23 protein-coding genes and 1 pseudogene are annotated in these 25,846 nt (G+C 73.5%); 15 read left to right on the forward strand and 9 right to left on the reverse strand.

Annotated features, from left to right (window positions below; genetic code table 11):
- Positions 1-15: 15 nt before the first annotated feature.
- A complete protein-coding gene (locus ABZ079_RS11310; protein WP_356939175.1) occupies positions 16-1,497 on the forward strand; it encodes a cytochrome P450 in 1,482 nt (493 codons plus the stop codon).
- 7 nt (positions 1,498-1,504) lie between these two features.
- Here the strand turns inward: ABZ079_RS11310 and ABZ079_RS11315 are convergent, their stop codons facing one another.
- The gene (locus ABZ079_RS11315; RefSeq protein WP_356939176.1) at positions 1,505-2,455 is read right to left on the reverse strand and encodes an RluA family pseudouridine synthase; all 951 of its coding nucleotides are present in this window, start codon (positions 2,453-2,455) and stop codon (positions 1,505-1,507) included.
- Between the two features lie 65 nt (positions 2,456-2,520).
- On the opposite strand from ABZ079_RS11315, the gene ABZ079_RS11320 reads away from it, so the two are divergent.
- Complete coding sequence (locus tag ABZ079_RS11320; protein ID WP_356939177.1) at positions 2,521-3,102, forward strand: GNAT family N-acetyltransferase; 582 nt, start codon at positions 2,521-2,523, stop codon at positions 3,100-3,102.
- Positions 3,103-3,179: 77 nt separating this feature from the next.
- On the forward strand, positions 3,180-4,118 hold the full coding sequence (locus ABZ079_RS11325) for a 5'-nucleotidase (RefSeq protein WP_356939178.1): 939 nt from the start codon (positions 3,180-3,182) through the stop codon (positions 4,116-4,118).
- A gap of 60 nt (positions 4,119-4,178) precedes the next feature.
- Here the strand turns inward: ABZ079_RS11325 and ABZ079_RS11330 are convergent, their stop codons facing one another.
- Positions 4,179-5,024 carry a siderophore-interacting protein gene (locus ABZ079_RS11330; RefSeq protein ID WP_356939179.1) on the reverse strand — a complete coding sequence of 282 codons (846 nt, stop codon included), beginning with the start codon at positions 5,022-5,024 and terminating at the stop codon, positions 4,179-4,181.
- 113 nt (positions 5,025-5,137) lie between these two features.
- A complete protein-coding gene (locus tag ABZ079_RS11335) occupies positions 5,138-6,058 on the reverse strand; it encodes a 5'-3' exonuclease (RefSeq protein WP_356939180.1) in 921 nt (306 codons plus the stop codon).
- 207 nt (positions 6,059-6,265) lie between these two features.
- On the opposite strand from ABZ079_RS11335, the gene ABZ079_RS11340 reads away from it, so the two are divergent.
- From ABZ079_RS11340 to ABZ079_RS11355, 4 genes are all read left to right on the forward strand, one after another.
- The gene (locus tag ABZ079_RS11340) at positions 6,266-7,342 is read left to right on the forward strand and encodes a glycine betaine/L-proline ABC transporter ATP-binding protein (RefSeq protein WP_356939181.1); all 1,077 of its coding nucleotides are present in this window, start codon (positions 6,266-6,268) and stop codon (positions 7,340-7,342) included.
- On the forward strand, positions 7,335-9,149 hold the full coding sequence (locus tag ABZ079_RS11345; protein ID WP_356939182.1) for an ABC transporter permease/substrate binding protein: 1,815 nt from the start codon (positions 7,335-7,337) through the stop codon (positions 9,147-9,149). The genes ABZ079_RS11340 and ABZ079_RS11345 overlap by 8 nt, the downstream gene beginning before the upstream one ends.
- Before the next feature lie 385 nt (positions 9,150-9,534).
- On the forward strand, positions 9,535-10,107 hold the full coding sequence (locus ABZ079_RS11350) for an XRE family transcriptional regulator (RefSeq protein ID WP_356939183.1): 573 nt from the start codon (positions 9,535-9,537) through the stop codon (positions 10,105-10,107).
- Between the two features lie 135 nt (positions 10,108-10,242).
- Positions 10,243-10,962 carry a helical backbone metal receptor gene (locus tag ABZ079_RS11355; RefSeq protein WP_356939184.1) on the forward strand — a complete coding sequence of 240 codons (720 nt, stop codon included), beginning with the start codon at positions 10,243-10,245 and terminating at the stop codon, positions 10,960-10,962.
- Here ABZ079_RS11355 and ABZ079_RS11360 read toward each other — a convergent pair.
- Positions 10,874-12,043 (reverse strand): TDT family transporter, encoded by a 1,170-nt coding sequence (locus tag ABZ079_RS11360; RefSeq protein WP_356939185.1) that lies wholly within the window; start codon positions 12,041-12,043, stop codon positions 10,874-10,876. The two genes, ABZ079_RS11355 and ABZ079_RS11360, sit on opposite strands and share 89 nt — an antisense overlap.
- A 70-nt stretch (positions 12,044-12,113) precedes the next feature.
- Here ABZ079_RS11360 and ABZ079_RS11365 point away from each other — a divergent pair, with 70 nt between their 5' ends.
- The gene (locus tag ABZ079_RS11365) at positions 12,114-13,037 is read left to right on the forward strand and encodes a LysR family transcriptional regulator (RefSeq protein WP_356939186.1); all 924 of its coding nucleotides are present in this window, start codon (positions 12,114-12,116) and stop codon (positions 13,035-13,037) included.
- Between the two features lie 342 nt (positions 13,038-13,379).
- Positions 13,380-13,976 (forward strand): phosphotransferase, encoded by a 597-nt coding sequence (locus ABZ079_RS11370; RefSeq protein ID WP_356939187.1) that lies wholly within the window; start codon positions 13,380-13,382, stop codon positions 13,974-13,976.
- On the opposite strand, the gene ABZ079_RS11375 is transcribed toward ABZ079_RS11370, so the two are convergent.
- Positions 13,960-14,646: a gamma-glutamyl-gamma-aminobutyrate hydrolase family protein gene (locus tag ABZ079_RS11375; RefSeq protein ID WP_356939188.1), complete on the reverse strand. Its 687-nt coding sequence runs from the start codon at positions 14,644-14,646 to the stop codon at positions 13,960-13,962. The two genes, ABZ079_RS11370 and ABZ079_RS11375, sit on opposite strands and share 17 nt — an antisense overlap.
- 52 nt (positions 14,647-14,698) lie before the next feature.
- Positions 14,699-15,451, reverse strand: coding sequence for an FCD domain-containing protein (locus tag ABZ079_RS11380; RefSeq protein ID WP_356939189.1), 753 nt, complete (start codon positions 15,449-15,451; stop codon positions 14,699-14,701).
- A gap of 95 nt (positions 15,452-15,546) precedes the next feature.
- Here ABZ079_RS11380 and ABZ079_RS11385 point away from each other — a divergent pair, with 95 nt between their 5' ends.
- Genes ABZ079_RS11385 through ABZ079_RS11395 form a run of 3 tightly spaced genes read left to right on the forward strand, consistent with a single transcriptional unit; the run spans position 15,547 to position 19,081 of the window.
- The gene (locus tag ABZ079_RS11385) at positions 15,547-16,917 is read left to right on the forward strand and encodes a glutamine synthetase family protein (protein WP_356939190.1); all 1,371 of its coding nucleotides are present in this window, start codon (positions 15,547-15,549) and stop codon (positions 16,915-16,917) included.
- 11 nt (positions 16,918-16,928) lie between these two features.
- On the forward strand, positions 16,929-18,302 hold the full coding sequence (locus ABZ079_RS11390; protein WP_356939191.1) for an aldehyde dehydrogenase family protein: 1,374 nt from the start codon (positions 16,929-16,931) through the stop codon (positions 18,300-18,302).
- Positions 18,299-19,081, forward strand: coding sequence for a 3-oxoacyl-ACP reductase (locus ABZ079_RS11395; protein WP_356939192.1), 783 nt, complete (start codon positions 18,299-18,301; stop codon positions 19,079-19,081). The genes ABZ079_RS11390 and ABZ079_RS11395 overlap by 4 nt, the downstream gene beginning before the upstream one ends.
- A 165-nt stretch (positions 19,082-19,246) precedes the next feature.
- Here the strand turns inward: ABZ079_RS11395 and ABZ079_RS11400 are convergent, their stop codons facing one another.
- The gene (locus ABZ079_RS11400; RefSeq protein WP_356939193.1) at positions 19,247-20,449 is read right to left on the reverse strand and encodes an amino acid deaminase/aldolase; all 1,203 of its coding nucleotides are present in this window, start codon (positions 20,447-20,449) and stop codon (positions 19,247-19,249) included.
- A 1,292-nt stretch (positions 20,450-21,741) separates the two neighbouring features.
- Between ABZ079_RS11400 and ABZ079_RS11405 the strand changes: the two genes are divergently transcribed.
- Together ABZ079_RS11405 and mycP are read left to right on the forward strand one after the other, a co-directional pair.
- Entirely contained in the window at positions 21,742-22,647 is a 906-nt protein-coding gene (locus ABZ079_RS11405; RefSeq protein WP_356939194.1) for a hypothetical protein, read from the forward strand.
- Complete coding sequence (mycP, locus tag ABZ079_RS11410) at positions 22,644-23,831, forward strand: type VII secretion-associated serine protease mycosin (protein WP_356939195.1); 1,188 nt, start codon at positions 22,644-22,646, stop codon at positions 23,829-23,831. Before ABZ079_RS11405 ends, mycP begins: the two co-directional genes overlap by 4 nt.
- Before the next feature lie 61 nt (positions 23,832-23,892).
- Here mycP and ABZ079_RS11415 read toward each other — a convergent pair.
- A pseudogene (locus ABZ079_RS11415) lies at positions 23,893-24,434 on the reverse strand (hypothetical protein); the annotation flags it as partial.
- A 141-nt stretch (positions 24,435-24,575) separates the two neighbouring features.
- Between ABZ079_RS11415 and ABZ079_RS11420 the strand changes: the two are divergent.
- Positions 24,576-25,346, forward strand: coding sequence for an SseB family protein (locus tag ABZ079_RS11420; RefSeq protein ID WP_356939196.1), 771 nt, complete (start codon positions 24,576-24,578; stop codon positions 25,344-25,346).
- 1 nt (position 25,347) lies between these two features.
- On the opposite strand, the gene ABZ079_RS11425 is transcribed toward ABZ079_RS11420, so the two are convergent.
- Positions 25,348-25,704, reverse strand: a complete 357-nt coding sequence (locus tag ABZ079_RS11425) for a DUF1844 domain-containing protein (protein WP_356939197.1) — start codon at positions 25,702-25,704, stop codon at positions 25,348-25,350.
- Positions 25,705-25,846: the final 142 nt, after the last annotated feature.

The following is a 25,846-nucleotide window of genomic DNA, read 5'->3' on the forward strand; positions in this document are numbered from 1 at the left end:
TCCGGAGCGATCACTGTGACGCCTGAATCCTCGTCCCTCACCGGCACAGACCCCACTGCCGGCCCGCCCCCGGGCTGTCCGGCGCACGGCCTCGGCCCCGGGGGACTGCACCGGCTCTACGGCCCCGACGCGGGTGACCTCGGCGACCTCTACGAGCGTCTGCGCGAGCAGCACGGCCCCGTGGCCCCCGTACTGCTTCACGAGGACGTACCGATGTGGGTGGTCCTCGGGCACGCCGAGAACCTGCAACTGGTGCGCAGCCCCTCGCAGTACACCCGCGACAGCCGGATCTGGACCCCGCTGCTGGACGGCACGGTCAAGCCCGACCACCCGCTCATGCCGCACATCGCCTGGCAGCCCATCTGCTCCCACGCCGAAGGCGACGAGCACCAGCGGCTGCGCGCCGCGGTCACCGCGGCCATGTCCACGATCGACCACCGCAGCGTCCGCCGCCACATCGGCCGCTCCACCCAGAGCCTGGTCAACGGCTTCTGCGAGCGGGGCCGGGCCGACCTGGTCTCCCAGTTCGCCGAGCACCTGCCGATGGCCGTCATGTGCGAGATCCTCGGCATGCCCGAGGAGTACGACGACCGGATGGTGCACGCCGCCCGCGACGCCCTCAAGGGCACCGAGACCGCCATCCAGAGCCACACCTACGTCATGGACGCGCTGAGCCGGCTCACCACCCGGCGCCGTGCCCGGCCCGAGGACGACTTCACCAGTCACCTCATCACCCACCAGGCCGGACTCACCGACGACGAGGTCCGCGAGCACCTGCGCCTCGTCCTCTTCGCCGCCTACGAGGCCACCGCCAACCTCCTCGCCAACGCGCTGCGCATGGTCCTCACCGAGCCCGGCTTCCGCGCCCAGCTCAACGGCGGCCAGATGACCGTGCCGGAGGCGATCGAGCAGTCCCTGTGGGACGAGCCGCCGTTCAGCACCGTCCTCGGCTACTACGCCAAGCAGGACACCGAGCTGGGCGGCCGGCGCATCCGCAAGGGCGACGGGCTGCTGTTCGCCCCCGCGCCGGGCAACCTCGACCCGCGCATCCGCCCGGACCTGTCGGCCGGCATGCAGGGCAACCGCTCCCACCTGGCCTTCGGTGGCGGCCCGCACGAGTGCCCCGGCCAGGACATCGGCCGCGCCATCGCCGACGTCGGTGTGGACGCCCTGCTGACCCGGCTGCCGGACATCCACCTCGACTGTGCGCAGGAGGAGTTGCAATGGCGGGCGTCCATCGCCTCCCGGCACCTGGTGGCCCTGCCGGTGCGCTTCGAACCCAAGCCGCAGCAGGACGTCGACCTCCCGCCCCGGCCCATGGCCCTGCCGTCGCAGCGCGCCGGCCGGCAGGTCGGCGCCCCGGGCGGCGAGCCCACTCGGGCCGCCGAATCGCGGCCCGCCCCGCGCCCCGCCCCCGAGCCCGTCCTCGCGAGGCCGGAGCCGGCCCGGCCCCGGGGCGTCTGGCAGCGCCTGCTGCGCTGGTGGCGCGGCGAGTGACCGGAGGCTAACCCTCGCCGGCCCATGTGTCGTACGACGACCAGGCCTGGAGCACGCGGCCGCTGACGAACGCGTGCCCCGCCCCGGTGACCGGATCGGTGAACTCCAGCCGCCGCGCGAGCAGTTGCAGCGGACGACGGAAGTCACCGGCCGGCGCCGGGCCGGTCACCTCCGGATACAGCGGATCGCCGAGGATGGGCACACCGAGCGCGTTCAGATGCACCCGGAGCTGATGGGTCTGCCCGGTCGCGGGGAGGAGCCGGTACCGGCCCAGCCCGTCCCGGTGTCCCACCTGTTCCACATACGTCTCGGCGTTCGGCTCGCCCTCGACCTCCCGCGCGGCCTGCACCCCGCGCTCCTTCACGATCCGGCTGCGCACGGTCCGGGGGAGGCGGAGCGAGGGGTCGTACGGCCCGATCGCCTCGTACTCCTTGCGCACCCGCCGGTCCTGGAACAGCGTCTGGTACGCGCCGCGCTCCTCGGGCCGCACCGTGAACAGCACCAGCCCCGCCGTCAACCGGTCCAGGCGGTGCGCGGCCGTCAGCGTCGGGATGCCCAGCTCGTGCCGCAGCCGGGCCAGCGCGGTCTCGGCGACATGCGTGCCGCGCGGGGTCGTGGCCAGGAAGTGCGGCTTGTCGGCCACGACGATGTGCGCGTCCCGGTACACCACCTCCACCGTGAAGGGCACCGGCACCTCGTCGGGCAGCTCGCGGTGGAACCACACGAACATCCCCGGCTCGTACGGCGCGTCCGGCGCCACCGGCCGCCCGTCGGCCCCGACGACCAGCCCCGAGTCGAACAACCCCTCGACCACCCCGGGGCCGGCCCCCGTCAGCCGCTCCACCAGATGCTCCCTGACGGTGGCCCAGGCCCCGCCGACGGGCAGCCGCACCCGCACGGGGTCCACACCCAGGCGCTGGGGGAGCGGGGCGGGCGGGGGCGGGGTACGGCGTCTCATCGGGTCAAGAGTACGAGGCCGAAAACGGGTGGGGTGCCGACCGCGCACTCGGCAGGATGTGGACCATGCCGTTTCTCATCAGCCCGGTGCTGACGCCCGGAGCCCTCGCCCGCACCCCGCAGCCCGCCCTCCCCACCGCAGACGGCCTGCTGCTGCGCCCCTGGCGGGCGGGCGACGCGCCCGCCGTCCACGCCGCCTTCCAGGACCCGGTGATGCACCAATGGCACATCAGGGCCTGCGACTCCGAGGAGGAGGCCGCCGGCTGGATCGCGCAGTGGCAGCAGGCGTGGGAGGGCGAGGGCGAGGCCCAGTGGGCCGTGGTGGACGAGGGGACGGACGAACTGATGGGCCGGGTCGCCCTGCGCCAGATCCTGCTCGGGGACGGCATCGCCGAGGTCGCGTACTGGACGGTGGCGCGGGCGCGCGGCCGGGGCGTCGCGTTCCGGGCCGCCACCACCCTGAGCCACTGGGCCTTCGAGGAGGTCGGCTTCCACCGCCTCGAACTCCACCACGCCACCGCCAACGAAGCCTCGTGCCGCGTGGCCGCCAAAGCCGGCTTCGCCCTGGAGGGCACCAGGCGCAGCGCCCTCCTCCACCCCGACGGCTGGCACGACATGCACCTCCACGCGCGCGTGCGCGGCGACTGAGCGGCACGGCCTCGAACGGCGGCCGTGCCCCGTGACATGATGGCGGGCCACTTCCCGCCCCACCGAGGTGCCACCGCATGCCGGCCTTCGAACTCGCCGACCGACTCGTCATCGGTGTCGCGTCCAGCGCCCTGTTCGACCTGCGGGAGTCCGACGCGGTCTTCCGGGAGCAGGGCGAGGAGGCCTACCGGGCCCACCAGGAAGAGAACGTGGACAACACGCTCCGGCCGGGGGTCGCCTTCGCCTTCATCCGGCGGCTGCTGTCGCTGAACGACCTGAGCGATCCCGGGGACCCCCTCGTCGAGGTCATCATCCTCTCCCGCAACGACCCCGACACCGGCCTGCGGGTCATGCGGTCGATCCAGACCCATGAACTGCCGATCAGCCGGGCCATCTTCCGGCAGGGACGCTCGCCGTATCCGTTCATGACGGCGCTGAACATGTCCCTGTTCCTGTCCGCCGACGGGCGTGATGTGCGCGAGGCCGTCGCCGCCGGGCTGCCGGCCGGGCATGTGCTCGGTTCGGCGTACGCGGACGACCCCACCGACCGGGATCTGCGGATCGCCTTCGACTTCGACGGGGTGCTCGCCGGCGATGCCGCGGAGCGGGTGTACCAGTCCGGCGGTCTGGAGGAGTTCCGCGCGCACGAAGCCCGGAACGCGGCCACCCCGCACGACCCGGGACCGCTGCGCGACTTCCTCGCCGGTGTGAACCGGATACAACTGCGCGAAGAGGAGCGGCGCAAGAGCGATCCCGGCTACCAGATCCGCGTCCACGTCTCCATCGTGACCGCCCGCAACGCGCCCGCACACGAGCGCGCCGTGCGCAGCCTCAAGGAGTGGGGGGTGCGGGTCAACGACGCCTTCTTCCTCGGCGGCATAGACAAGGGCGCGGTCATGAAGGTGCTGAACCCGCACATCTTCTTCGACGACCAGGTGACCCACCTGGAGAGCACGTCGCGGACCACGCCCAGCGTGCACATCCCGTTCGGCGAGATCAACGAGACTCCACCCTGAGCGCGGTCCACACAGCGGAAAGCGGCGGCACCCCTGCCGGGTGCCGCCGCTTCGGCGTTCTCACGCGGCCGCCGCGCCGCTCTCCTGCTCCGCCTCGATGCGGGCGTTCCACTCCCGCTTGGAGGCCTGCCAGCCGTCCTCGTTGTGGCCGAGGCGCCAGTAGCCGGAGATGGAAAGGTCCTCGCGCGGGATGTGCAGCTCGACGCGCAGCAGCCGGCGCAGCTCCTTCACGAAACCCGCCTCGCCGTGCACGAACGCGTGCAGCCGGCCCTCGGGGAACTCCAGCGACCGTACGGCCTCCAGCAGTGCCTCGCCGACCGGGCGGTCCCCGCGGTGCAGCCAGACGACCTCCACCTCGGAGTCGATCTTCTGCTCCTCCCCGGGGCCCGAGACCTCGACGAAGGCGTGCGTACGGGCGCCGGCAGGCAGCGTCTCCAGGGCGCGGGCGATCGCGGGCAGCGCGCTCTCGTCACCGGCGAGCAGATGCCAGTCGGCGTCCGGGTCGGGCGCGTAGGCGCCGCCGGGACCCATGAAGCGGACCGTCTCCCCGGGCTGTGCGCGGGCGGCCCACGGTCCGGCCAGGCCCTCGTCGCCGTGGATCACGAAGTCCAGGGTCAGCTCCCGGTGCTCGGGGTCCCAGGCGCGCACGGTGTAGGTCCGGGTCACCGGCCACTGCTCGCGCGGGAACTCCGCCCGGATCAGCTCCAGGTCGAAGGGCTCCGGGTAGATGACGCCCGGAGGGCCGAACAGCAGCTTCACATAGTGGTCGGTGCAGGTGTCCGCCGCGAATCCGGCAAGCCCCTCGCCGCCGAGCACCACGCGCTGCATATGGGGGGTGAGCCGTTCGGTGCGCACCACTTGGGCGGTATGGGGCTTGCGCGGCTTTCGTCCCGGGCGCTCTGCCATCGCGGCCTCCTGCGAAGTCGGTTAGGGTTACCTAAGTTAGCACCTCGTTCCGGGGGAACACCTCTCTCCCGGAGGCTCGATGAGAGAGCCGCGCCGGGACGTCCCGGTCGAGGTCACTCCGCGAGCGTGCCGAGCAGCCGCTGCAGGGAGCCGCCCAGACCCCACCGTTCCGCCAGGTCCTCCAGTGCCGCCGGGTCGCGCGGGGCGTGCGGCAGGGCGGTGTCGACGTCCGGCAGCGGCACGTCGCCGGCCACCCGCACCACCTTCGGCGCGACCGCGACATACGGCCGGGCCTCGGTGAGCCGCTTGCGCTGGGACGGCGTGAGCCTCGCCCTCGGGTCGTCGACCGCCGCCATGATCCCGGCCAGGTCGCCGAACTCGGCGAGCAGCTTGGCGGCCGTCTTCTCCCCGATGCCGGCCACGCCCGGCAGGCCGTCGCTCGGGTCGCCGCGCAGCAGCGCGAGATCCGCGTACCCGCGTCCGTCGACCCCATACTTCCCGCGCAGCACCGCCTCGTCGGTCAGCTGCAGCGTGCCGACGCCCTTGAGCGGGTACAGCACGCGGATCCCGCGCTCGTCGTCGACCAGCTGGTACAGGTCGCGGTCGCCGGTGACGATGTCCACCGGGCCGTCCGCGCGCGCGGTGAACGTGCCGATCACGTCGTCCGCCTCGTACCCCGCGACCCCGACGCGCGCGATCCCGATCGCGTCCAGCACGTCCTCGATGACCGGCACCTGCGGGGAGAGCGTGTCCGGCACCTCCTCCTCGTCCGGTGCGCCCTCGTGCTCCTCGGCGACCCGGTGCGCCTTGTAGGTGGGGATGAGGTCCACCCGCCACTGCGGCCGCCAGTCGGCGTCCATGCAGGCCACCAGCCGGTCCGGCCGATGGTCCCTGACCAGCCGGTCGATGAAGTCCAGCAACCCGCGCACGGCGTTCACGGGCGTGCCGTCCGGTGCCTTCACGGAGTCCGGCACACCGAAGTAGGCACGGAAGTACAGCGAGGCGGTGTCGAGGAGCATGAGTCGTCCGGTCACGCTCGCATCATGCCGTACGGCACCGACAGTGACCTCGCGCGCCGGAACGCGTTGCGTGATGCGCATCGCCGTGAGCCCGGCCACCTGGGCGTTTGCCACGGCCCGACCTGGGGAGGTGCCGCCTCGGAGCGAGGTGGGTTGCTCTTTTCAACCGTCGGCGACTCTTCGTCTCCCGTTCCTGTCCTGTCCCCGAGACGAGAGGTACGCGTGCAATCGAGGCTTGAGGCGGAGCACCTGTTCAAGGTGTTCGGCAGACGACCGGACGAAGCAGTGGAGCGCCTGCGGCGGGGAGCCGGCCGGGAGGAGCTGCGCGCCGACGGCAGCACCGCGGCCGTGATCGACGCCTCCTTCCGTGTGGAGGCGGGCGAGATCTTCGTCGTCATGGGGCTGTCGGGCTCCGGCAAGTCCACTCTCCTGCGCATGCTCAACGGCCTGCTGGAGCCGACCGCGGGCAGCGTGCGTTTCGACGGCCAGGACCTCACCGCGCTCACCGACCGCGCGTTGCGTGAGCTGCGCTCCAGGAAGATCAGCATGGTCTTCCAGCACTTCGCGCTCTTCCCGCACCGCAGCGTCCGCGACAACGCCGCCTACGGCCTGGAGGTGCAGGGCGTGCCCCGCGCCGAGCGCCAGCGCCGCGCCGACGAGGCGCTCGCCCTGTGCGGCCTGGCCGGCTGGGAGACGTCCTGGCCCGACGAGCTGTCCGGCGGCATGCAGCAGCGCGTCGGTCTCGCCCGCGCTCTCGCCACCGACGCCGACCTGCTGCTGATGGACGAGTCCTTCAGCGCCCTGGACCCGCTGATCCGCCGGGACATGCAGGATCAGCTCCTGGAGCTGCAGAAGACCCTCAGGAAGACCATCGTCTTCATCACCCACGACCTCAACGAGGCCATGCGGCTCGGCGACCGCATCGCCGTCATGCGCGACGGCCGTATCGTTCAGACCGGCACCGCCGAGGACATCCTGCTGCGCCCAGCGAACGACTACGTGGCCTCCTTCATCCAGGACGTCGACCGCTCCCGCGTACTGACCGCCGCCGCCGTGATGGACACCGACCTGCGCGGCGACGAGGCCGACTGCGGCTGCGAGACCGCGACCCCCGAGACGCCGTTCACCGAGTTGTGCGCGATCAGCGCCCGCCTCACCCACCCGGTCGCCGTCCTCGACGCCGACCGTGCCCTCGTCGGCGTCGTACCCCGGCAGCGCCTGGTCGGCTTCCTCGGTGACGAAGAGGGCGAACCCACCGCGTGCGACGACAACGGCGGGCAGGTGATCGCCCGTGCCTAGGATCCACCTCGGCGACTGGGTCGACTCCGGCGTGAGCTGGCTGGTCGACCACCTCTCCTGGCTCTTCGACGCCATCAAGGCGGTCATGGAGGGCATGTACGACGGCATCGACGCCGTGCTCACCGCCCCCCAGCCGCTGCTGACGGCCGGCGTCCTCGCCGTCATCGCCTGGTGGCTGCGCGGCCTCCTCGCCGGTGTCCTCGCCTTCGCCGGGTTCGCGCTGGTGGACTCGCTCGACCTGTGGGACCGGGCCATGTCGACCCTCGCCCTGGTCCTCGTGGCGACCCTGATCGCCCTGGTGATCTCTCTCCCGCTGGGCATCTGGGCGGCCCGTTCCAAGGCGGTCAGCGCCGCCGTGCGGCCCGTGCTGGACCTGCTCCAGACGATGCCGTCGATGGTCCTGCTGATCCCGGCGATGCTCTTCTTCGGCCTGGGCACCGCCGCCGGCGTGGTCGCCACCCTGATCTTCGCGCTCGCCCCCGGCGTCCGCATGACCGAGCTGGGCATCCGCCAGGTCGACGCCGAGCTGGTCGAGGCCGCCGAGGCGTTCGGCACCACCCCGCGCAACATCCTCTGGCGTGTCCAGCTGCCGCTCGCCCTGCCGACCATCATGGCCGGCGTCAACCAGGTGATCATGCTGGGCCTGTCCATGGTGGTCATCGCCGGCATGGTCGGCACCGGCGGCCTCGGTGGGGCCGTCAACGAGGCCATCGGCCAGTTGGACATCGGTTACGGCTTCGAGGCGGGCGTCGGCATCGTCGTCCTCGCCATCTACCTGGACCGCATCACCGGCGCACTCGGCACCCAGCTCTCCCCGCTGGGCCGCAGGGCCGCCGCCAAGGACCGCACGCGCGCGTGGTCGTACCGCCCGCGCCCGGCCGTCGCCGTGGTCGGCGTGGTCGTCCTCGCCCTCGTCGCGGGCGGACTCGCGGTCTTCGGCTCCTCCGCCGGCACCTCCGAGGCCTCCGGCACGGACGTCGGCAAGGGCAAGGAGATCAGGATCGGCTACATCCCCTGGGACGAGGGCATCGCCTCCACCTTCCTCTGGAAGGAGATCCTTCGGCAGCGCGGCTTCAAGGTGACCACCACCCAGTACGCCGCCGGCCCCCTCTACACCGGCCTCGCCACCGGCCAGCTCGACTTCCAGACCGACTCCTGGCTGCCCACCACGCACGCCGAGTACTGGGCGAAGTACGGCAAGCGGCTCGAGGACCTCGGCAAGTGGTACGGCCCCACCTCCCTGGAGCTGACCGTCCCGTCCTATGTCAAGGACGTGAACTCCCTGGCGGACCTCGAGGACCACGCCTCCGAGTTCGGCGGGAAGATCGTCGGCATCGAACCCAGCGCGGGCATGATGGGCCTGCTCAGGAGCAGGGTGCTGAAGGAGTACGGCCTGCAGGGCAGGTACGACGTGGTCGACGGCTCCACCCCGGCCATGCTCGCCGAGCTGAAGCGCGCCTACGCCAGGAAGCAGCCGGTCGTCGTCACCCTGTGGTCGCCGCACTGGGCGTACAGCGACTACGGACTGAAGAAGCTCGAGGACCCCAGGGGTGCCTGGGGCAAGGGCGACGGTGTGCACACCCTGGCCCGCAAGGGCTTCGCCGCCGACAACCCCCGGGTCGGGCGCTGGCTGAAGGACTTCTCCATGACCGAGAAGCAGCTCACGAGCCTGGAGGCGCAGATCCAGAGGGCCGGCAAGGGCAGCGAGCAGGACGCCGTCCGCACCTGGCTGAAGCGGCATCCCGGCCTGCTCGACAGGTGGGCGCCGGTCGCCCCGGAGAGCGGCGAGAGCCAGGCGGCCGGGTGACCTGACCGGCCCGGACCGCCGCCCGAGGGGCGGGCGGCACCGTACGACGATGGGTGTACGGGGCCGTCCGCCCCTCGTGGCTTTCCGCCTAGGGGAGCAATTCGGCCATTCACGGTGCGTGATGATCCTTGGCCTGGGGCGGGGGTCCCGGCCCAGTTGGTCGGCATCTTCATCCCCAGGGGGGACCGAGTTGTGAGGGGGTCCGCACCCCCGGCAGGCTGGCGTGAACCGTGGGGGTGCCGGCCTGTGGGCGTGTCAGGGATGTGACAGCCGCGTGAAACGGTTTGCCGAACATGCGTAGGGTGCAGAGAAGCCATCGGAAGAGGTGTGCCCACGAGCGGGCACCCGTACAACGGCACGACGAGCGAGGGAGGGAGCCGGAGCGATGGGCGACCACAAAGAGCAGCAGCCCGTGCGGGTGGGCGCGGCAGTCCGGCGACGCCGCCGTGCGCTGGAACTGACCCTCGCGGTCGTGGCGGAGCGCACCGGCCTGTCGGTGCCCTTCCTCAGCCAGGTCGAGAACGACAAGGCCCGCCCCAGCCGCGGCTCCCTGGAGAAGCTGGCCGACGCCCTGCGCACCACGGCCGTCGAACTCCTCGCCGCCGCGGATCCGGCCGCCAGCGTGGACGTCGTCCGCGCCGAGCCCGTCACCGAGGGCGACTTCGACCCCCGGACCCGCTCCCTGGTCCGCGGCCACCATCAGCTGCACGCCTCCGAATTCATCGGCGACCACGACGCCGGCCGCGAATTCCAGCACCGCAACGACGAGTTGATGTACGTCGCCGACGGTGCCGTGGAGATCGAGGCCGAGGGCCGCGCCTACCGCCTCGGCCGCGGCGACACCCTGTACCTGACCGGCGGGGTCCGGCACCGCTGGCGGGCCACGGTTCCGGACACCCGGATCATCGTGGTCGCGGTCGCCGAACACATCGAGGCGGTCCAGGACCGGTCCCGCTGAGAGTTCCACAGGAGGACGCATGGTGGACCGTCGCTCGTGCGCTGGTCCGTTGTGGCTGGCCGTGCCCCGCGGCGCAGCCGCACATCGGCACAGCGCCGCGCCCCTTGGGGGCGCTGACCACGCCGGGGCTGCCTAGTGCGAGTCGTCTCCCTGGTCCCCTCCCTCACCGAAGCGGTCGCCCTGACGCTGCCCGGGGTTCTCGTCGGCGCCACGGACTGGTGCAGCCATCCGGCGGACCTGCCCGTCGCCCGGATCGACGGGACGAAGAATCCGGCGGTCGACCGCATCCTCGCCCTCGCTCCCGACCTGGTGATCGCGAACGAGGAGGAGAACCGCGCTCCCGACCTGGACGCCCTGCGCGCGGCGGGCCTGGAGGTGCTGGTCACCGAGGTACGCAGCGTCCCGCAGGCCCTGACGGAGCTGGAGCGGGTGCTGATCGCGTGCGGCGCACCGGGACGCCCGCGCTGGCTGGACGCGGCGGAGGAGGCCTGGACCTCGTTGCCGGAGCCGGAGGAGCGCACCACGGCGGTCGTACCGATCTGGCGCCGCCCCTGGATGGTCCTCGGCCGCGACACCTTCGCCGGCGACCTCCTGACCCGCCTGGGCGTCGACCACCTCTACGCCGGCCACCCCGAGCGCTACCCCCGCATCCCCCTTCAGGCGCTGTGCGCGGCGGCCCCGGGCCTGGTGGTCCTGCCCGACGAGCCGTACCGCTTCACCGACGACGACGGCCCGGAAGCCTTCCCCGACCTGCCCTGCGCGCTGGTCAGCGGACGGCACCTGACCTGGTACGGCCCGTCGCTGACCCAGGCGCCACGGGTGCTGGCCGGTGCCCTGCGAGCAGCTCGCCGCTGAGCAGGCCGCGCACGGTCCCGGTGGCGGCCGCGAGCCAGGCCGCGACGAGCACGGCGTACAGCCCGACGGCCAGGGCCTCGTACATCGCGAGCCCGGTGTGCCGGTCGAGCGCCGCGGCGCCGGTGACACAGGTCCCGACCGGGAAGGTGAACGCCCACCAGGTCATCGCGAACCCCATGCCCCGTCGCCGGGCCCGCACCACGTGCGCGGTCGCGAGCCCCAGCCACAGCAGCGCGAACCCCATGACCGGCACCCCGTACAGCACGGCGAACACCCCGAGACCACGGTCGTACGGAGCCGGTACGACTCCGGGAGCGCCGTCCGCGATCAGTCCGACCGCGGTGGTGGACTGCCCGAGCGGGCCCAGGACCAGGAACAGGGTCGGGGTGAGCGTGAGCGGCAGCGGCCCCGAGGTGATCAGCCGGCCGAAGACCAGCGGCAGCATCAGCAGCGTGGCGAACAGGCTCAGCCCGAACAGCGCGAAGCAGGCCAGCAGCAGGGACTCCCGGGGCTGGCCCGGCGGCAGATGCGGCACGAGCAGCGGGCCGAGCGCGGCCGACACCATGGGCGCGACCAGCGGCAGCAGCCACACCGGGGTGGCCTGGGACGGGTCGACGCGATGCCGAACGGCCATCAGGTACGGGACGGCGACGGCGGCCGCCAGCCCGACCGCCGTACCGGCGGTGAACAGCACGGCGTCCAGGACGACGGCCGTCTCCGGGCCGAGCAGGGGCTGCCCGGCCGTCATGGCACCGCCGCCCACCGCCAGCAGGGCCATTGCCAGGCAGCCGTAGAAGGGAGCCGTGCCCGGGTCGAGGATATGGGCGCGGGCCTGGTCGCGATGGTGGGTCCAGTGCAGCGCCCGGGCCGCCAGCAGGGCCACCAGCGCGAGCAGCGACAGCGCCCAGAACCCCGCGAGGACACCTCGCGGCAGCCCGTCCGCGTGCCCGGGCAGCGCGGCTCCGGCCGAGCCGACGACGGCGGTGCCCATGACGGAGGCGTACCAGTGGGGGCCGAGGTGCCGGACCTGGGCGGCGCGGGGAACGGCGGGAGCGGGCAGAGGCTGGGCTGCGGTGACCATGACTCCACCGTCCCGCCCCCAGCCTCCCCTGACCAGGGAGTTCCCCTCTATGAGGGCATAAGCTGGTCTTATGAGCGAGGCGGAGGGGCAGCGAGAGCGCACCGAATCACTGGCACACCGGGTCCCGGACCTGGCGGCACTGGAGCTGCTGCTGGCGGTGGCGCGGCTCGGGAGCCTCGGCGCGGCGGCGCGGGAGGTCGGCATCACCCAGCCGGCCGCCAGCAGCCGGCTGCGCTCCATGGAACGGCAGCTGGGCGTCGCCCTGGTCGACCGGTCGCCGCGCGGCTCCCGGCTCACCGACGCGGGCGCCCTGGTGACGGACTGGGCCCGCCGGGTGGTGGAGGCCGCGGCGGCCTTCGACGCGGGCGCGCGGGCGCTGCGGGACCGGCGTGACTCGCGCCTCAGGGTCGCGGCGAGCATGACCATCGCCGAGTATCTGCTGCCCGGCTGGCTCCTCGCGCTGCACGCCGAGCGCCCCGACACGGCCGTCTCACTGCTCGCGGGCAACTCGGCGAAGGTCGCGGAACTCCTGCTGGCCGGCGAAGCGGACCTCGGCTTCGTGGAGGGCCTGTCGGTGCCGACCGGCCTGGACTCAGCGGTGATCGCCCGCGACCGGCTGATCGTCGTCACCGCACCCGGCCACCCATGGGCCCGCCGCGGGCGCGCGCTGACAGCGGGGGAACTGGCGGCGACCCCGCTCATCCTCCGCGAGCGCGGCTCCGGCACCCGGCAGGTCCTGGACGCGGCCCTCGGCGGCCTGGCCCGCCCCCTGATCGAGCTGTCCTCGACCACGGCGGTCAAGGCCTCCGCGGTCAGCGGCGCGGGCCCCTCCGTGCTGAGCGAACTGGCGGTGGGGGAGGAGCTGGCGATGCGGCGGCTGGTGAGTATCCCGGTGGAGGGCGTCTCCCTGCGCCGCGACCTGCGCGCGGTGTGGCCGACGGGGCACCGGCCCACAGGGCCGGCGCGGGAGCTGCTGTCGCTGACGAGGGGATGACCGGGGCCGTCACCGGGGCGGAAAACCCTTGGCCCGGGGGCAGCCACGCCCGCCGTCATGGCCGCGGCATGAGGCTTACCGCCCCGCCCGCCACAGGCGTCCGCGCCCCCTGGGAAGACCTTCCGCGCGCCGTGCGCGAGGCGGTCGGTGAGCTGCTCGGGGCGCCGGTCGTCCGGGCCGTGACCCAGAGCGGCGGCTTCTCGCCGGCCGGGTGCGCACCGCGGCCGGCGGCCCCGGCTTCGTCAAGGCGGTGAGCGCCGAGACCAACCGCACAGCCCCGGCCTGCACCGCCTCCGGGAGCGCTGCGGTGGTCGTACGACGACGGCGGGACGCCAGCCGCGCGTGCCCTGGCGGCCGGCGGAGCTGCGCCGGGTACTCGACGTCGTCACCGTGCGCGCCCGCACCGGCACACCGTCCGCTGTCCACGCCCCGCCGGTCGCCGGGGACCTGGCGGACGACTTCGCCGGCTGGCGCCGACTCGGCGACGGCGAGGCCGGCGACGTGCGCGGCCGCCTCGGTGAGTGGGCCGCGGCCCACCTTCCCGCGCTCGCCGTGCTGGAAGCCCGCTGGGCCGAGGGCGCGTCCGGGGACACGCTGGCCCACGGTGATCTGCACGCGGACAACGTGCTGCTCACGGCCGACGGAGGCGACGTCTTCGTGGACTGGCCGCACGCCGTGCGCGCCGCGCCCTGGTTCGGCCTGCCCGTGCTGCTGCCGTGCGTCCGGGCACAGGGCGGACCCGATCCGGAGGAGGTGTCCACCGCGCACCCGCTGGGCCGGACCGCGGACCCGGACGCCGTGACGGCCGCCCTGGACGCCCTCACGGGGTACTTCCTGCGCAGTTCGCTGAGGCCGGCACCGCCGGGCCCGCCCACCCTGCGCCCCTTTCAGCGCGTCCAGGGCGAGGCCGCCCTGGCCTGGCTCAGGAAGCGGCTGTGACCAGCGCCCGCATCACCCGCGGGTCCTCGCCCATCTCCGGGTGCCACTGCACGCCGAGTGCCCAGCCCTGATCCGGCGGCAGCTCGACCGCCTCCACGGTGCCGTCCGCCGCGTAGGCCGACGGCAGGAGCCCCGCACCGAGCCGCTCCACCGCCTGATGGTGATACGTCGGCACCGTCAGCTCCTCCGGGACGATCCCGGCGTACCGCGTGCCCGGTACCGGCTTCACCGGGTGCCCGCCGAACACCCCGACCGCCTCCGCGTGCCCGTCCAGGTGCTGGACGAGGGTCCCGCCGAGGGCCACGTTCAACAGCTGCATGCCCCGGCAGATCCCCAGCAACGGCACCCCCGCCGCCAGGGCCGCGCCGATCAGGGCCAGCTCCCAGCTGTCCCGCCGCGGCGCCGGCGGCCCGGTACGAGGGGAGCGTTCGGCGCCGTACCGCGCCGGATCGACGTCCGGCCCACCCGCGATCACCAGCCCGTCGAGCCGGGCGACCGTGGCCTCGGCCTGCTCGGTCGCGTCCGGTGGCAGCATCACCGCCAGCCCTCCGGCCCGCTGCACCAGCCGGGGATACGCGGCCGGCAGCAACGCCGCCTCCAGCTCCCACACGCCCCAGCGCGCACCCGCCTCCAGATACGTGCTCACACCGATCAGCGGTCGTACGGTCATGCCGCTCTCCCCGGAAGTCAAAGGTTTGTATCCATACCTTTCCAGAACCGGGCTACGCCAGGAAGCCCCGCAGCAGGGCCGCCGTACCCGCGCAGTGCTCGCGCATCATCTCCCGCGCCCCGTCCGCGTCCCCGTCCAGCACCGCCTCCACCAGCGCGGCGTGCTGCCGCTGGGAGTGCTCGAGGTTGCGCACCAGCAGCGGGATGCAGTCGAGCAGGTCGTTGACCGTCGCCCGGACCGCCGCGTACTGCGCGGTCAGCGACGGTGAACCGCACAGCTCGGCGATCGTCAGATGAAGCAGTGTGTCCAGGCGCCGGTAGTCGGCGAGCGGGGCCTCATGGGTGCGGTCCAGTGCCTCCCGCAGCCGGCCGGCCTGTTCGTCCGTCAGCCCGTGCGCCGCGCACAGCCCGGCCGCGCCCACCTCCAGCACCTCCCGGAAGCGCAGCACGTCCTCGATGTCGACCTCGGCGATGCGCCGCCGCAGCTCGTCCTCGCCACCCGCGTCCGTGCGCGGCAGCACGAACGTGCCGCCGTACCGTCCGCGCCGCGCCTCCACCAGCCCCTGGTCCTGCAGGACCTTCAGTACCTCGCGCAGCGTCACCCGGCTGATCCCGAGCCGCTCCGCCAGCTCCCGTTCGGCCGGCAGCCGTTCGCCGCCCGGCACCAGCCCGAGCCGGACGACCTGCAGTATCTGCTCCAGCGCCTCTTCGAAGCCGTTGCCCGCCCGCACCGGCCGCAGCACCGGAGCGAGCCGGTCGCCGACCCCCTGCGCGTGGGCCCGTCGCCACTCCGTCTCCCGCGACATCCGCCGTACCCCCTTCCCAAGCAATGGTCCTCCGCAATACCTTATGGCTCCCGGCCCGGCCGAAGAAGCGCGAAGGCGCCCAAGGAGGCTCTCCCGTGGCAGACCGCACAGCCCCGCTCAGCATCGAGGAACTGCACACCCTCGTCGCGAGCGGTGAGATCGACACTGTCGTCCTGGCCTTTCCCGACATGCAAGGGCGGCTCCAGGGCAAGCGGTTCGCCGCCCGTTTCTTCCTCGACGAGGTCCTGCACCACGGCACCGAGGGCTGCAACTACCTTCTCGCCGTCGACACCGAGATGAACACGGTCGACGGCTACGCGATGTCCTCCTGGGACCGCGGCTACGGCGACTTCGCCATGCACCCCGACCTGTCCACCCTGCGCCGCCTGCCCTGGCACCCCGGCACCGCCCTGCTCATCGCCGACCTCGCCTGGAACGACGGCTCCCCGGTGGTCGCCGCCCCGCGGCAGATCCTGCGCCGCCAGCTCGAGAGGCTCGCCGAACTCGGCTACACCGCCCAGGTCGGCACCGAGCTGGAGTTCATCGTCTTCAAGGACAGCTACGAACAGGCCTGGGACGCGAACTACCGCGGCCTCACCCCGGCCAATCAGTACAACATCGACTACTCGATCCTCGGCACCGGCCGCATCGAGCCGCTGCTGCGCCGCCTGCGCAACGACATGGCGGGCGCCGGCCTCACCGTGGAGTCCGCCAAGGGCGAGTGCAACCCCGGCCAGCACGAGATCGTCTTCCGCTACGACGAGGCCCTGCGCACCTGCGACCAGCACGCCCTGTACAAGACCGGCGCCAAGGAGATCGCCGCCCAGGAAGGCGTCTCGATCACCTTCATGGCGAAGTACAACGAGCGCGAGGGCAACTCCTGCCACATCCACCTCTCGCTCGCCGACGCCGACGGCGACAACGCCATGGCCGGGTCCCCGGACGACCCCGGCGGCATGTCCGAGGTCATGCGGCACTTCCTCGCCGGACAACTCGCCGCCCTGCGCGACTTCTCCCTCCTCTACGCCCCCACCATCAACTCCTACAAGCGGTTCCAGCCGGGCTCCTTCGCCCCCACCGCCGTCGCCTGGGGCCACGACAACCGCACCTGCGCCCTTCGCGTGGTCGGCCACGGCCGCTCCCTGCGCTTCGAGAACCGCCTCCCCGGCGGCGACGTGAACCCGCATCTCGCCGTGGCCGGGCTGATCGCGGCCGGCCTGTACGGCGTCGAGCAGAAGCTGGAACTCCCCGAGCCCTGCCCCGGCAACGCCTACACCGCCGGCTTCGCGCACGTCCCGGCCACCCTCCGCGAGGCAGCGGAACTCTGGGAGCACAGCCCCATCGCCCAGGCCGCCTTCGGCGACGAGGTCGTGGCCCACTACCGCAACATGGCGCGCGTCGAGCTGGAGGCCTTCGACGCCGCGGTCACCGACTGGGAGCTGCGCCGCTCCTTCGAACGCCTGTGAAAGGTCACCACGTGTCCGACCCGCACGAGCTGAAGGTCCTCAACCCCGCCACCGAGGAAGTCGTCGCCACCGTCCCCGCCGCCACCGCGCAGGACGTGGACGCCGCCGTCGTACGGGCCGCACGCGCCCAGACCAGGTGGGCCGCCCTGGGCCCCGCCGACCGGGCCCGGCTGCTCCGCCGTTTCGCCGACACCGTCGACGCCCACATCGAGGAACTCGCCCGGCTGGAGGTCCGCGAGGCCGGCCACACCGCCGGCAACGCCCGCTGGGAGGCCGGCAACGCCCGGGACCTGCTGCTGTACGCCGCCGGCGGCGCCGAACGCCTCCTCGGCAGGCAGATCCCGGCCCCCGGCGGCTGGGACGTGACCTTCCACGAACCCCTGGGCGTGATCGGCGTGATCGCCCCGTGGAACTTCCCGATGCCCATCGCCGCCTGGGGCTCCTTCCCAGCGCTCGCGGCCGGCAACGCGGTCGTCCTCAAGCCCGCCGAGACCACCCCGCTCACCGCACTCCGCCTCGCCGAACTCGCCCTGGAGGCGGGCCTGCCCGAACACGTCCTCCAGGTGCTGCCCGGCTACGGCCACACCGCCGGACGCGCCCTGGTGGACCACCCGGACGTGGCCAAGATCGTGTTCACCGGCTCCACGAGCACCGGCCGCGAGGTCATGGAGCGCTGCGCCCGCCTGGTCAAGCCGGTCACCCTCGAACTCGGCGGCAAGAGCCCCAACGTGGTCTTCGCCGACGCCGACCTCAAGGCCGCCCTCGACCCCTTCTCCTTCCTGGACAACTCCGGCCAGGACTGCTGCGCCCGCACCCGCATCCTCGTCCAGAGGCCGGTGTTCGAGGAGGCCCGTGACTTCCTCGCCGACGCACTGGCCGCCGTCGTCGTGGGCGACCCGGCCGACGACAGGACCCAGATGGGTCCGCTGATCTCCCGGCAGCAGCTCGACCGCGTACGGTCGTACGTCCCCGAGGACATCCCGGCGCTGCGCGGGACCGCCCCCGACGGGCCCGGCTTCTGGTTCCCGCCGACCGTGCTCACGGGGGAGCCGCACGACGGCCGGGCGGCCCGCGAGGAGATCTTCGGCCCCGTCGCCGTGCTCCTGCCCTTCACCGACGAGGAGGACGCCGTCCGTCTCGCCAACGACACCCCCTACGGCCTCTCCGGCTCCATCTGGACCCGGGACGTCGGCCGCGCCCTGCGCGTCTCCCAGGCCGTCCGCGCGGGCAACCTGTCCGTCAACTCGCACTCCAGCGTCCGCTACTGGACCCCGTTCGGCGGCTTCAAGCAGTCCGGCCTCGGCCGCGAACTCGGCCCCGACGCCCTGACCGCCTTCACCGAAACCAAGAACGTCTTCATCAGCACGGAGGGCCCCGCACAGTGACCGACACCACCGTTTGCCGCCGCCTGGTCGGCCGTACCGCCGTCGTCACCGGAGCCGGCAGCGGCATCGGTCTCGCCGCCGCCCGCCGGCTCGCCGCCGAAGGGGCCCACGTGGTCTGCGCAGACATCGACGAGACCGCGGGCAAGGCCGCCGCCGAGGAGGTCGGCGGACTGTTCGTCAAGGTCGACGTCACCGACCCCGAGCAGGTCGAGGCGCTGTTCAAGGCGGCCTACGACACCTACGGCAGCGTCGACGTCGCCTTCAACAACGCCGGCATCTCGCCGCCCGACGACGACTCCATCCTGGAGACCGGCCTGGAGGCCTGGAAGCGGGTCCAGGAGGTCAACCTCACCTCCGTCTATCTGTGCTGCAAGGCGGCCATCCCCTACATGCGCCGCCAGGGCAGGGGCTCCATCATCAACACCGCGTCCTTCGTGGCCCGGATGGGCGCGGCCACCTCCCAGATCTCGTACACGGCCTCCAAGGGCGGGGTGCTCGCCATGTCCCGTGAACTGGGCGTGCAGTTCGCGAGGGAGGGCATCCGGGTGAACGCCCTGTGCCCCGGCCCGGTCAACACCCCGCTCCTGCAGGAGCTGTTCGCCAAGGACCCGGAGCGCGCCGCCCGCCGCCTGGTCCACATCCCGGTCGGCCGGTTCGCCGAGGCCGAGGAGATCGCCGCCGCCGTCGCCTTCCTGGCCAGCGACGACTCCTCCTTCGTCAACGCCACCGACTTCCTGGTGGACGGCGGAATCTCCGGCGCGTACGTCACGCCCCTGTAGGCAAGGCCCACGCGCGTATGCGACAGCACCTCGTGCGGACCCTGGCGGCGGCCGCCACCCCTGCTCGGCCACGGCCTGCACGACCCCGGGGGCACCCAGTGGCGCTCCGCCGCCCTCACGGCTCGGTGGTACCGGACCGGGCGGACGCCGCTCGCTGACCGGCGTTCAGAGGAAGGTGTGCCCCTCACCCCGGTAGGTGGGCACGGTCGCCGTCACCGTGTCCCCCTCGACCAGGTGCAGCAGCTCGAACCGCTCGCACAGCTCGCCCGCCTTGGCGTGCCGGAACCACACCTTGTCACCGATGAGCAGGTCGTCGGCGGGCGAGCCGAGCAGCGGGGTCTGCACCTCGCCGGGGCCTTCCTGCGGGTCGTACGCCAGCCCCTCCGGCAGGTACGGCACCGGGAGCCGGTCGGGACCGGCGGCGCCGGAGGCCGGGTAGCCGCCACCGAGCACGGTGACGACACCCACGCCGGGCCGCCGTACGACCGGCTGGGCGAAGAGGGCGGCCGGCCGGCCCGTGAAGGACGTGTAGTTGTCGAAGAGACGCGGAACGTACAGCCCCGAACCGGCCGCTATCTCCGTCACCGCGTCCTCGGCGGCGGTGTGCTGCACACTGCCGGTGCCACCGCCGTTGACGAACTCCAGGCCGGGGACGACCGCGCGGACCGCGCGCACCACGGCCGCCCGCCGCTCGGTCAGCTCCCGCCGGGCCGCGGACTGCATCAACCGGATCGCCCGCGAGCGCAGCGGCCGCCCGGCCACCGCGTCCCCGACCCCGGCGATGTGCCCCTCGTACGCCATGATCCCCACCAGCCTGAAACCCGGCCGCCGGGCAACGGACCGCGCCAGCTCGGCGAGTTGGGCGGGGGAGCGCAGGGGCGAGCGCCGTGCCCCCACCCGCACCCGGCCGCCGAGCAGTTTCAGCGAGGTGTCCAACTCCAGACAGACACGCACCACTTCACGCCCACCGCCGCGGGCGGCATCGATGAGATCGAGCTGGGCCGGGTCGTCCACCATCACGGTGACGGCACCGGCGAGCTTGGGATCGGCGGCCAGTTCCGCGAAACCGGCGCGATCGGCCGACGGGTAGGCGAGCAGGATGTCCCCGAACCCGGAACGCGCGAGCCACAGCGACTCGGCCAGGGTGAACGACATGATGCCCTGGAAGCCGTCCCTGGCCAGGACGCGTTCCAGCAGCGCGCGGCAGCGCACCGACTTGCTGGCGACCCGGACCGGCTTGCCGCCGGCCCGGCGGACGAGATCCTCCGCGTTGGCGTCGAAGGCGTCCAGATCCACGAGCGCGAGAGGGGCGTCGAGATGGGCGGTGGCCCGGTCGTAACGGGCCCGGTCGGCGGCGAGCGCAGTCATGACGGAAGCCTGCCAGACAGGATTACCGCAGGGTAGGGGGACGTTCCGGGCAGATACCCCGGGGTCGTGCACTGGTTCTCTGTCATCCCCCGGCAACCCGTAGAGTGACGCGCACGTACGGCGGAACGCGCCCGGCGCACCAGTTGAACCGGGACGCCGGCCCGGCCGTACGGGTATGCGTGCCCGGGAGGGAGCTTCCGCACCGGGCGCGGCCAGCGGCAGGACGGCCCGCGTACGAGCAGACGGCCCGGGCACGAGGAAACGGGGGGTGCATGAGCACGGAAGCGCGCCACGCTCCCATCCCGCCGCGCCCCTCGACCCCACCCGCCGCCTCCGAGCCGCACCGGCAGGGCAGCGCCTCCAGGCCGTCCCGGCAGGCCCCGGCACCGGGCGCACCGGCACCTGCGAGGGGCGTACGCCCGGACTCCCGGTCCGCTCACCCCGGAACCGCGCACCCGGCCGGCCCGGCACCGGACGACGACCTCGACGACGAGCCGTCCGTCTTCACCCCACGCGGCCCCCGGCCGCCCGCCCGCTCGACGACCGGCACGGAGCCCGCGACCGGCACGCGGTCTGCGACCGGTACGGAGTCCGTGCCCGGCACCGGGTCCGTGGCCGACCCCGGGTCCGGGACCGGCGCCGGCTTCGTGGCCGACACCGGATCCGGGGCCGGCGCGGGGTCCACGAACGGTTCCGGTCAGGGCCGTGGCACGGCGGCCTTCCGGCACTTCGCCGTGCCCGAGGTCGCCGACCCGGTGGGCCCGCCCCCTCCGCCGGCCTCGGCCCGCTTCCCCGACGCCCCGCCGAGCCCGGGCCGGGAGACACACCGCGCCGGTACCGGTTCAGCCGTTCCGACCGGTCCCGCCGATGCCGGTCCGATCCGCCCTGGCCACCGCCCCGGTGCAGAGCCCGGCCGGCCCGCGGCCCCCGCGGAGGCGGCCGCCGAGACCACGGCCCGGCTTCGTCAGGCCGGGGAGCCCCGCCGGCAGGGACCCCCGGCGGAAACCCCCGCGGAGACGACGACCCGGCTCCGCCCGATTCCGTCGCCTTCGTCGCCTTCGTCGTCTCGGTACCCCCGGCAGCACAGCTCCGTGCCGGGCCGCCCCGCCGCCTCGCCCGCGCCCGCCGGACCGGCCGGTGACCGCCGTACCGGCGTCTCACCCGCGTCCCCGGTCAGCGCTGCGTCGGCCGTGGCCGAGGACGGCGCCCGTGCCGGTTCCGTGTCCCGTCCCGGTGCATCTGCCACCCCCGGGCGTCCGGGATCCGAGCCCGGGGCGACCGCCTGGAGCCCGATGGCACCCGCCCACCCCGCCCACCCCGTCGGCCCCCCGTCGCAGGCCGCGTCCGCCTCCCCGGACCCGGCCCTCGCCTGGAGCGCGGGCTCGGCCGCCCGGCCGTTCGTGTCGTTCGGGGAGCCCGAGGGGTTCGGCGAGCGGGCGCGCCCCCGGGTCCGGCGGCGCACCGCCGCTGCCGCCGCCTGCCTCGTGCTCGGCCTCGGTCTCATCGGCGGTGCCGTGACCGGGAGCTGGCTCACCGGGGACGACGGGGACGTCGCCTCCGGCAGCGCGTACACCACCGCCGGGACGCTCTGGCACGGCACACCCGTCGACCAGCTCTTCCCGCCCACCGTCGAGGGCACCGGCGCCGGCCCCGGCGGCGCCGACCGCACCTGGACCCGGATCGCCGTGGCCCCCGACAGCGGCTGCGCCCACGCCTTCGACCCGCTGCTGCACAAGGTCCTCGCCCCGGTCGGCTGCCAGCGGCTCCTGCGCGCCACCTACACCGACGCCACCCAGAGCCACGTCACCACCGTCGGCCTGCTGTTCACCAAGGCCGACCCCGCCACCATGTCCGCGCTCGCCACGCGCTTCCGCGACGAGCGCCTGGACCGGCGCAGCGATCTGATGCCCCGGCCGTACGCGGCCAAGGGCACCGCCGCCGCCGGCTTCGGCGACGAGCAGCGCGCCACCTGGACCGTGTCCGTCCTCACCGACGCCCCCGTCGTCGCCTACGCCGTCTCCGGCTGGGCCGACGGCCGCACGGTCGACTCGCCCCAGCCCGCCGCGGACGCCGTCCGCTCCGGCGCCACCACGGCACCGGCCCAGGCCGGCCTCGGAAACGAGGCCCAGGGTCTGGGCGACCGCATCGAACGGCGCCTGCGCCAGACCGTCGGCTCGGCCACGGAGAAACCCTCATGAGGCAACCGATGCGCGGCCGCCGCCGCGTGGGGGCGACCGGGGCGGTGGTGAGTCTCCTGCTCGCCGGCTCCCTCGTCCTGCTGCCGTCCGCCGCCGCACACGCCGACAGCATCCGCGGCCAGCAGTGGGGCCTGTCCGCCCTGCACCTGACCGAGGCCTGGCAGACCACCAAGGGCCGCGGCGTCACCGTCGCCGTCCTGGACACCGGTGTCGAGGCCGACCATCCCGACCTCGCCGGCAACGTCCTGCCCGCCAAGGACATGATCGGCTTCGGAGCCGGGCCGGGTGACCGCCCCTGGGCCCGGCACGGCACCGCCATGGCCGGCATCATCGCCGGCCACGGCCACGGTCCTGGCGACACCGACGGCGTGATGGGCGTCGCCCCGGAGGCGAGGATCCTTCCGGTCCGCGTGATCCTGGAGGACGGCGACCCGGCCCGCGCCAAGGCCCGCACCACCCGCGGCAGCGCCCTTGCGGACGGCATCCGCTGGGCCGCCGACCACGGAGCCGATGTCATCAACCTCTCCCTCGGCGACGACTCCGACTCCGCCCACCCCGAGCCGAGTGAGGACGAGGCCGTGCAGTACGCCCTGAAGAAGGGCGTGGTCGTCGTGGCCTCGGCGGGCAACGGCGGCGACAAGGGCGACCACGTCTCCTACCCGGCCGCCTACCCGGGGGTCATCGCCACCACGGCCGTGGACAAGTACGGCACCCGCGCCTCGTTCTCCACCCGCCGCTGGTACGCCGCGGTCAGCGCACCCGGAGTCAACGTCGTGATCGCCGACCCCGACCACGAGTACTACGAGGGCTGGGGCACGAGCGCGGCCGCCGCCTTCGTCTCCGGCGCCGCGGCACTGGTCAAGTCCGCCCACCCCGGCCTGACCCCGGCGCAGATCAAGGAGATCCTGGAGGACACCGCCAGGGACGCCCCGGTAGGCGGCCGCGACGACTCCCGAGGCTTCGGCATGATCGACCCGGCGGCCGCCCTGAAGGCGGCCGCCCGCCTGAAGCCGAGGGGCCTGCGCCCGGCGTCGTACGGCGAGAAGTACTTCGGTCCGGGCCCGGACGCCTCCGAGGCCTCGAGCACCGCCTCCGACTGGGCGGCCCCCCTGGCGGGCAGCGCAGGCGGTGTGCTCCTGGTGGCAGGGGTGATCCTCTGGAGGAGCCGCAGGGCGACCCCCTGAGGGGCGCGGCGCACCGCGCGATCCGCCACGGCGCACCCGCGCCCCGCCGGACGGCAAGTCCCTACGGCGCCGGGGCGAACCCCGCCACCACCGCCTTCGCGGCCGCCACCACCAGCGCGATCCCCCTCGCCTGACTCAGGTCCCCCTCGACAGCACCGCCACCGGGTACTCGGCCGAGTCCACCGTCACCCGCCCGATGCTGTCGACGTCCCACAGGCCGGTCGTACTCCGCGCCAGCCACCCGTTCTTCAACGCCGACGAGGAACCGGCGGCGGCAGCCGAAACAACCCACCGCTGATCGGCCTCCACCCCCTTCATCAGCCCCCGTACATACGTCCGCGGCGCGGCACTCGGTTTCGACTCCACGCCGAACACCTGCTGGAGCAGGACCAGTTGATCCGCGGCCGCGGTCTGCGTCAGCCCCCACAGCCCGCCCGAGCCGGCAAAGACCTCTGTCAGCCCGAACCGCTTGTTCGCGGCGTCCAGCCCCGACGCCCGCCCGTCATCTCGGCCGCCGTCAGCCGCCGTCAGCCGCCGTCCCGCGTCCTGCGCCAGGAGCAGCAGCGCGGCCAGGATGTCGACCTTGACGATGCTCGCCGTGTCGGGGCCTGGACTGTGCGCCCCGCCGCGGGACCGACGTGAGACACGGATCAGGGAGAGCCGAGATCTTCGGGAAAGCGGTGACGCCGGCGTCTCCAGGCCCCGCACAAGCCCGGCGGCTTCCCCCCGATAGGGTCGGTGACCGTGGCGAACAAGAACATTCCCGACCCCGGCTTCTCCGACGACGACGGCTCCGCCGACCCCCGGCTGAGCGCGGCGCTCGCCGCCTGGGCCGAGGACCGCAGCGCCCTGGGGCCCGTCCTGGAGGCGCTCAAGGGCGCCCGGCTGCTGGTCCCCGTCGTCGCCGTGCTCGGCGAGGTCGAGGAGGGCGGTCGGGAGGGGGGCGAAGCTCCTTCGAAGGGTGGCGGGCTGCGCCGCGAGAAGACCAGCGACATGGCCGTACCCACCCTGAAGGCCGGCCGGCGCACCGCCCTGCCCGCCTTCACCTCCACCGACTCCCTGGCCCGCTGGGACCCCGAGGCCCGCCCGGTCGCCGTACCGCTGCACCAGGCCCTCGAGGCCGCCGCGCACGAGAAGGCCGACACGGTCGTACTGGACCTCGCCGGACCCGTGCCGTTCGAACTGACCGGCCCGGCGCTGCTCGCCCTCGCCGAGGGCCGCACCAGCACCGATCCGCTCGCCGATCCGGCCGTCGTCGAGGCCGTCCGCACGGCCGTGGCGGCGGAGCCCGCCGTGCTGCGCGCCCACCTCGGGCCCGGGCAGGCCGACGGCACCCTCGCGCTCGTCCTCGACCCGGCCGCCCCGCCCGCCGAGGCCGCCCGCGCCGTCGCCGAGCGTCTCGCGGCCGACGAAACGCTGAGGGCCCGCCTGGTGCGCGGCCTCGACCTGGCACTGCTGCCGGCCGGGACCACGCCTCCGGGCGAGCCCTTGTACGTGCGTGGACGAGCTGGATGAACTAGCCGTAGACGGGGCCGGTGTACTTCTCGCCGGGGCCCTGGCCCGGCTCGTCCGGGACGACCGACGCCTCGCGGAACGCCAGCTGCAGCGACTTCAGACCGTCGCGCAGCGGCGCCGCGTGGAAGGAGCTGATCTCGGTCGCGCTCGCGTCCAGCAGACCCGCGAGCGCGGTGATCAGCTTGCGGGCCTCGTCCAGGTCCTTGTACTTCTCGCCCTCCTCGCTGAGCCCGAGCTTCACGGCGGAGGCGCTCATCAGGTTGACGGCGACCGTCACGATCACCTCGACGGCGGGGACCTCGGCGATGTCCCGGGTCATCGCGTCGAAGTCGGGGGACTCGGCAGGGGTGTCACTCATGTCCCACACGATAGGCGGTCCGGCCGGGCGTCCTTCAATTAGCCCTTGTCAAGCGATGCTGCTAATCTGGTGGACGACCGGCCGGACATGCCATGAGGAATCAGGGCACCCGGCCCACAAGTGGAGGCTCCGATCTCCCACC

Origin of the sequence: Streptomyces sp. NPDC006314 (assembly GCF_040613075.1) — a bacterium.
Classification (GTDB): domain Bacteria; phylum Actinomycetota; class Actinomycetes; order Streptomycetales; family Streptomycetaceae; genus Streptomyces.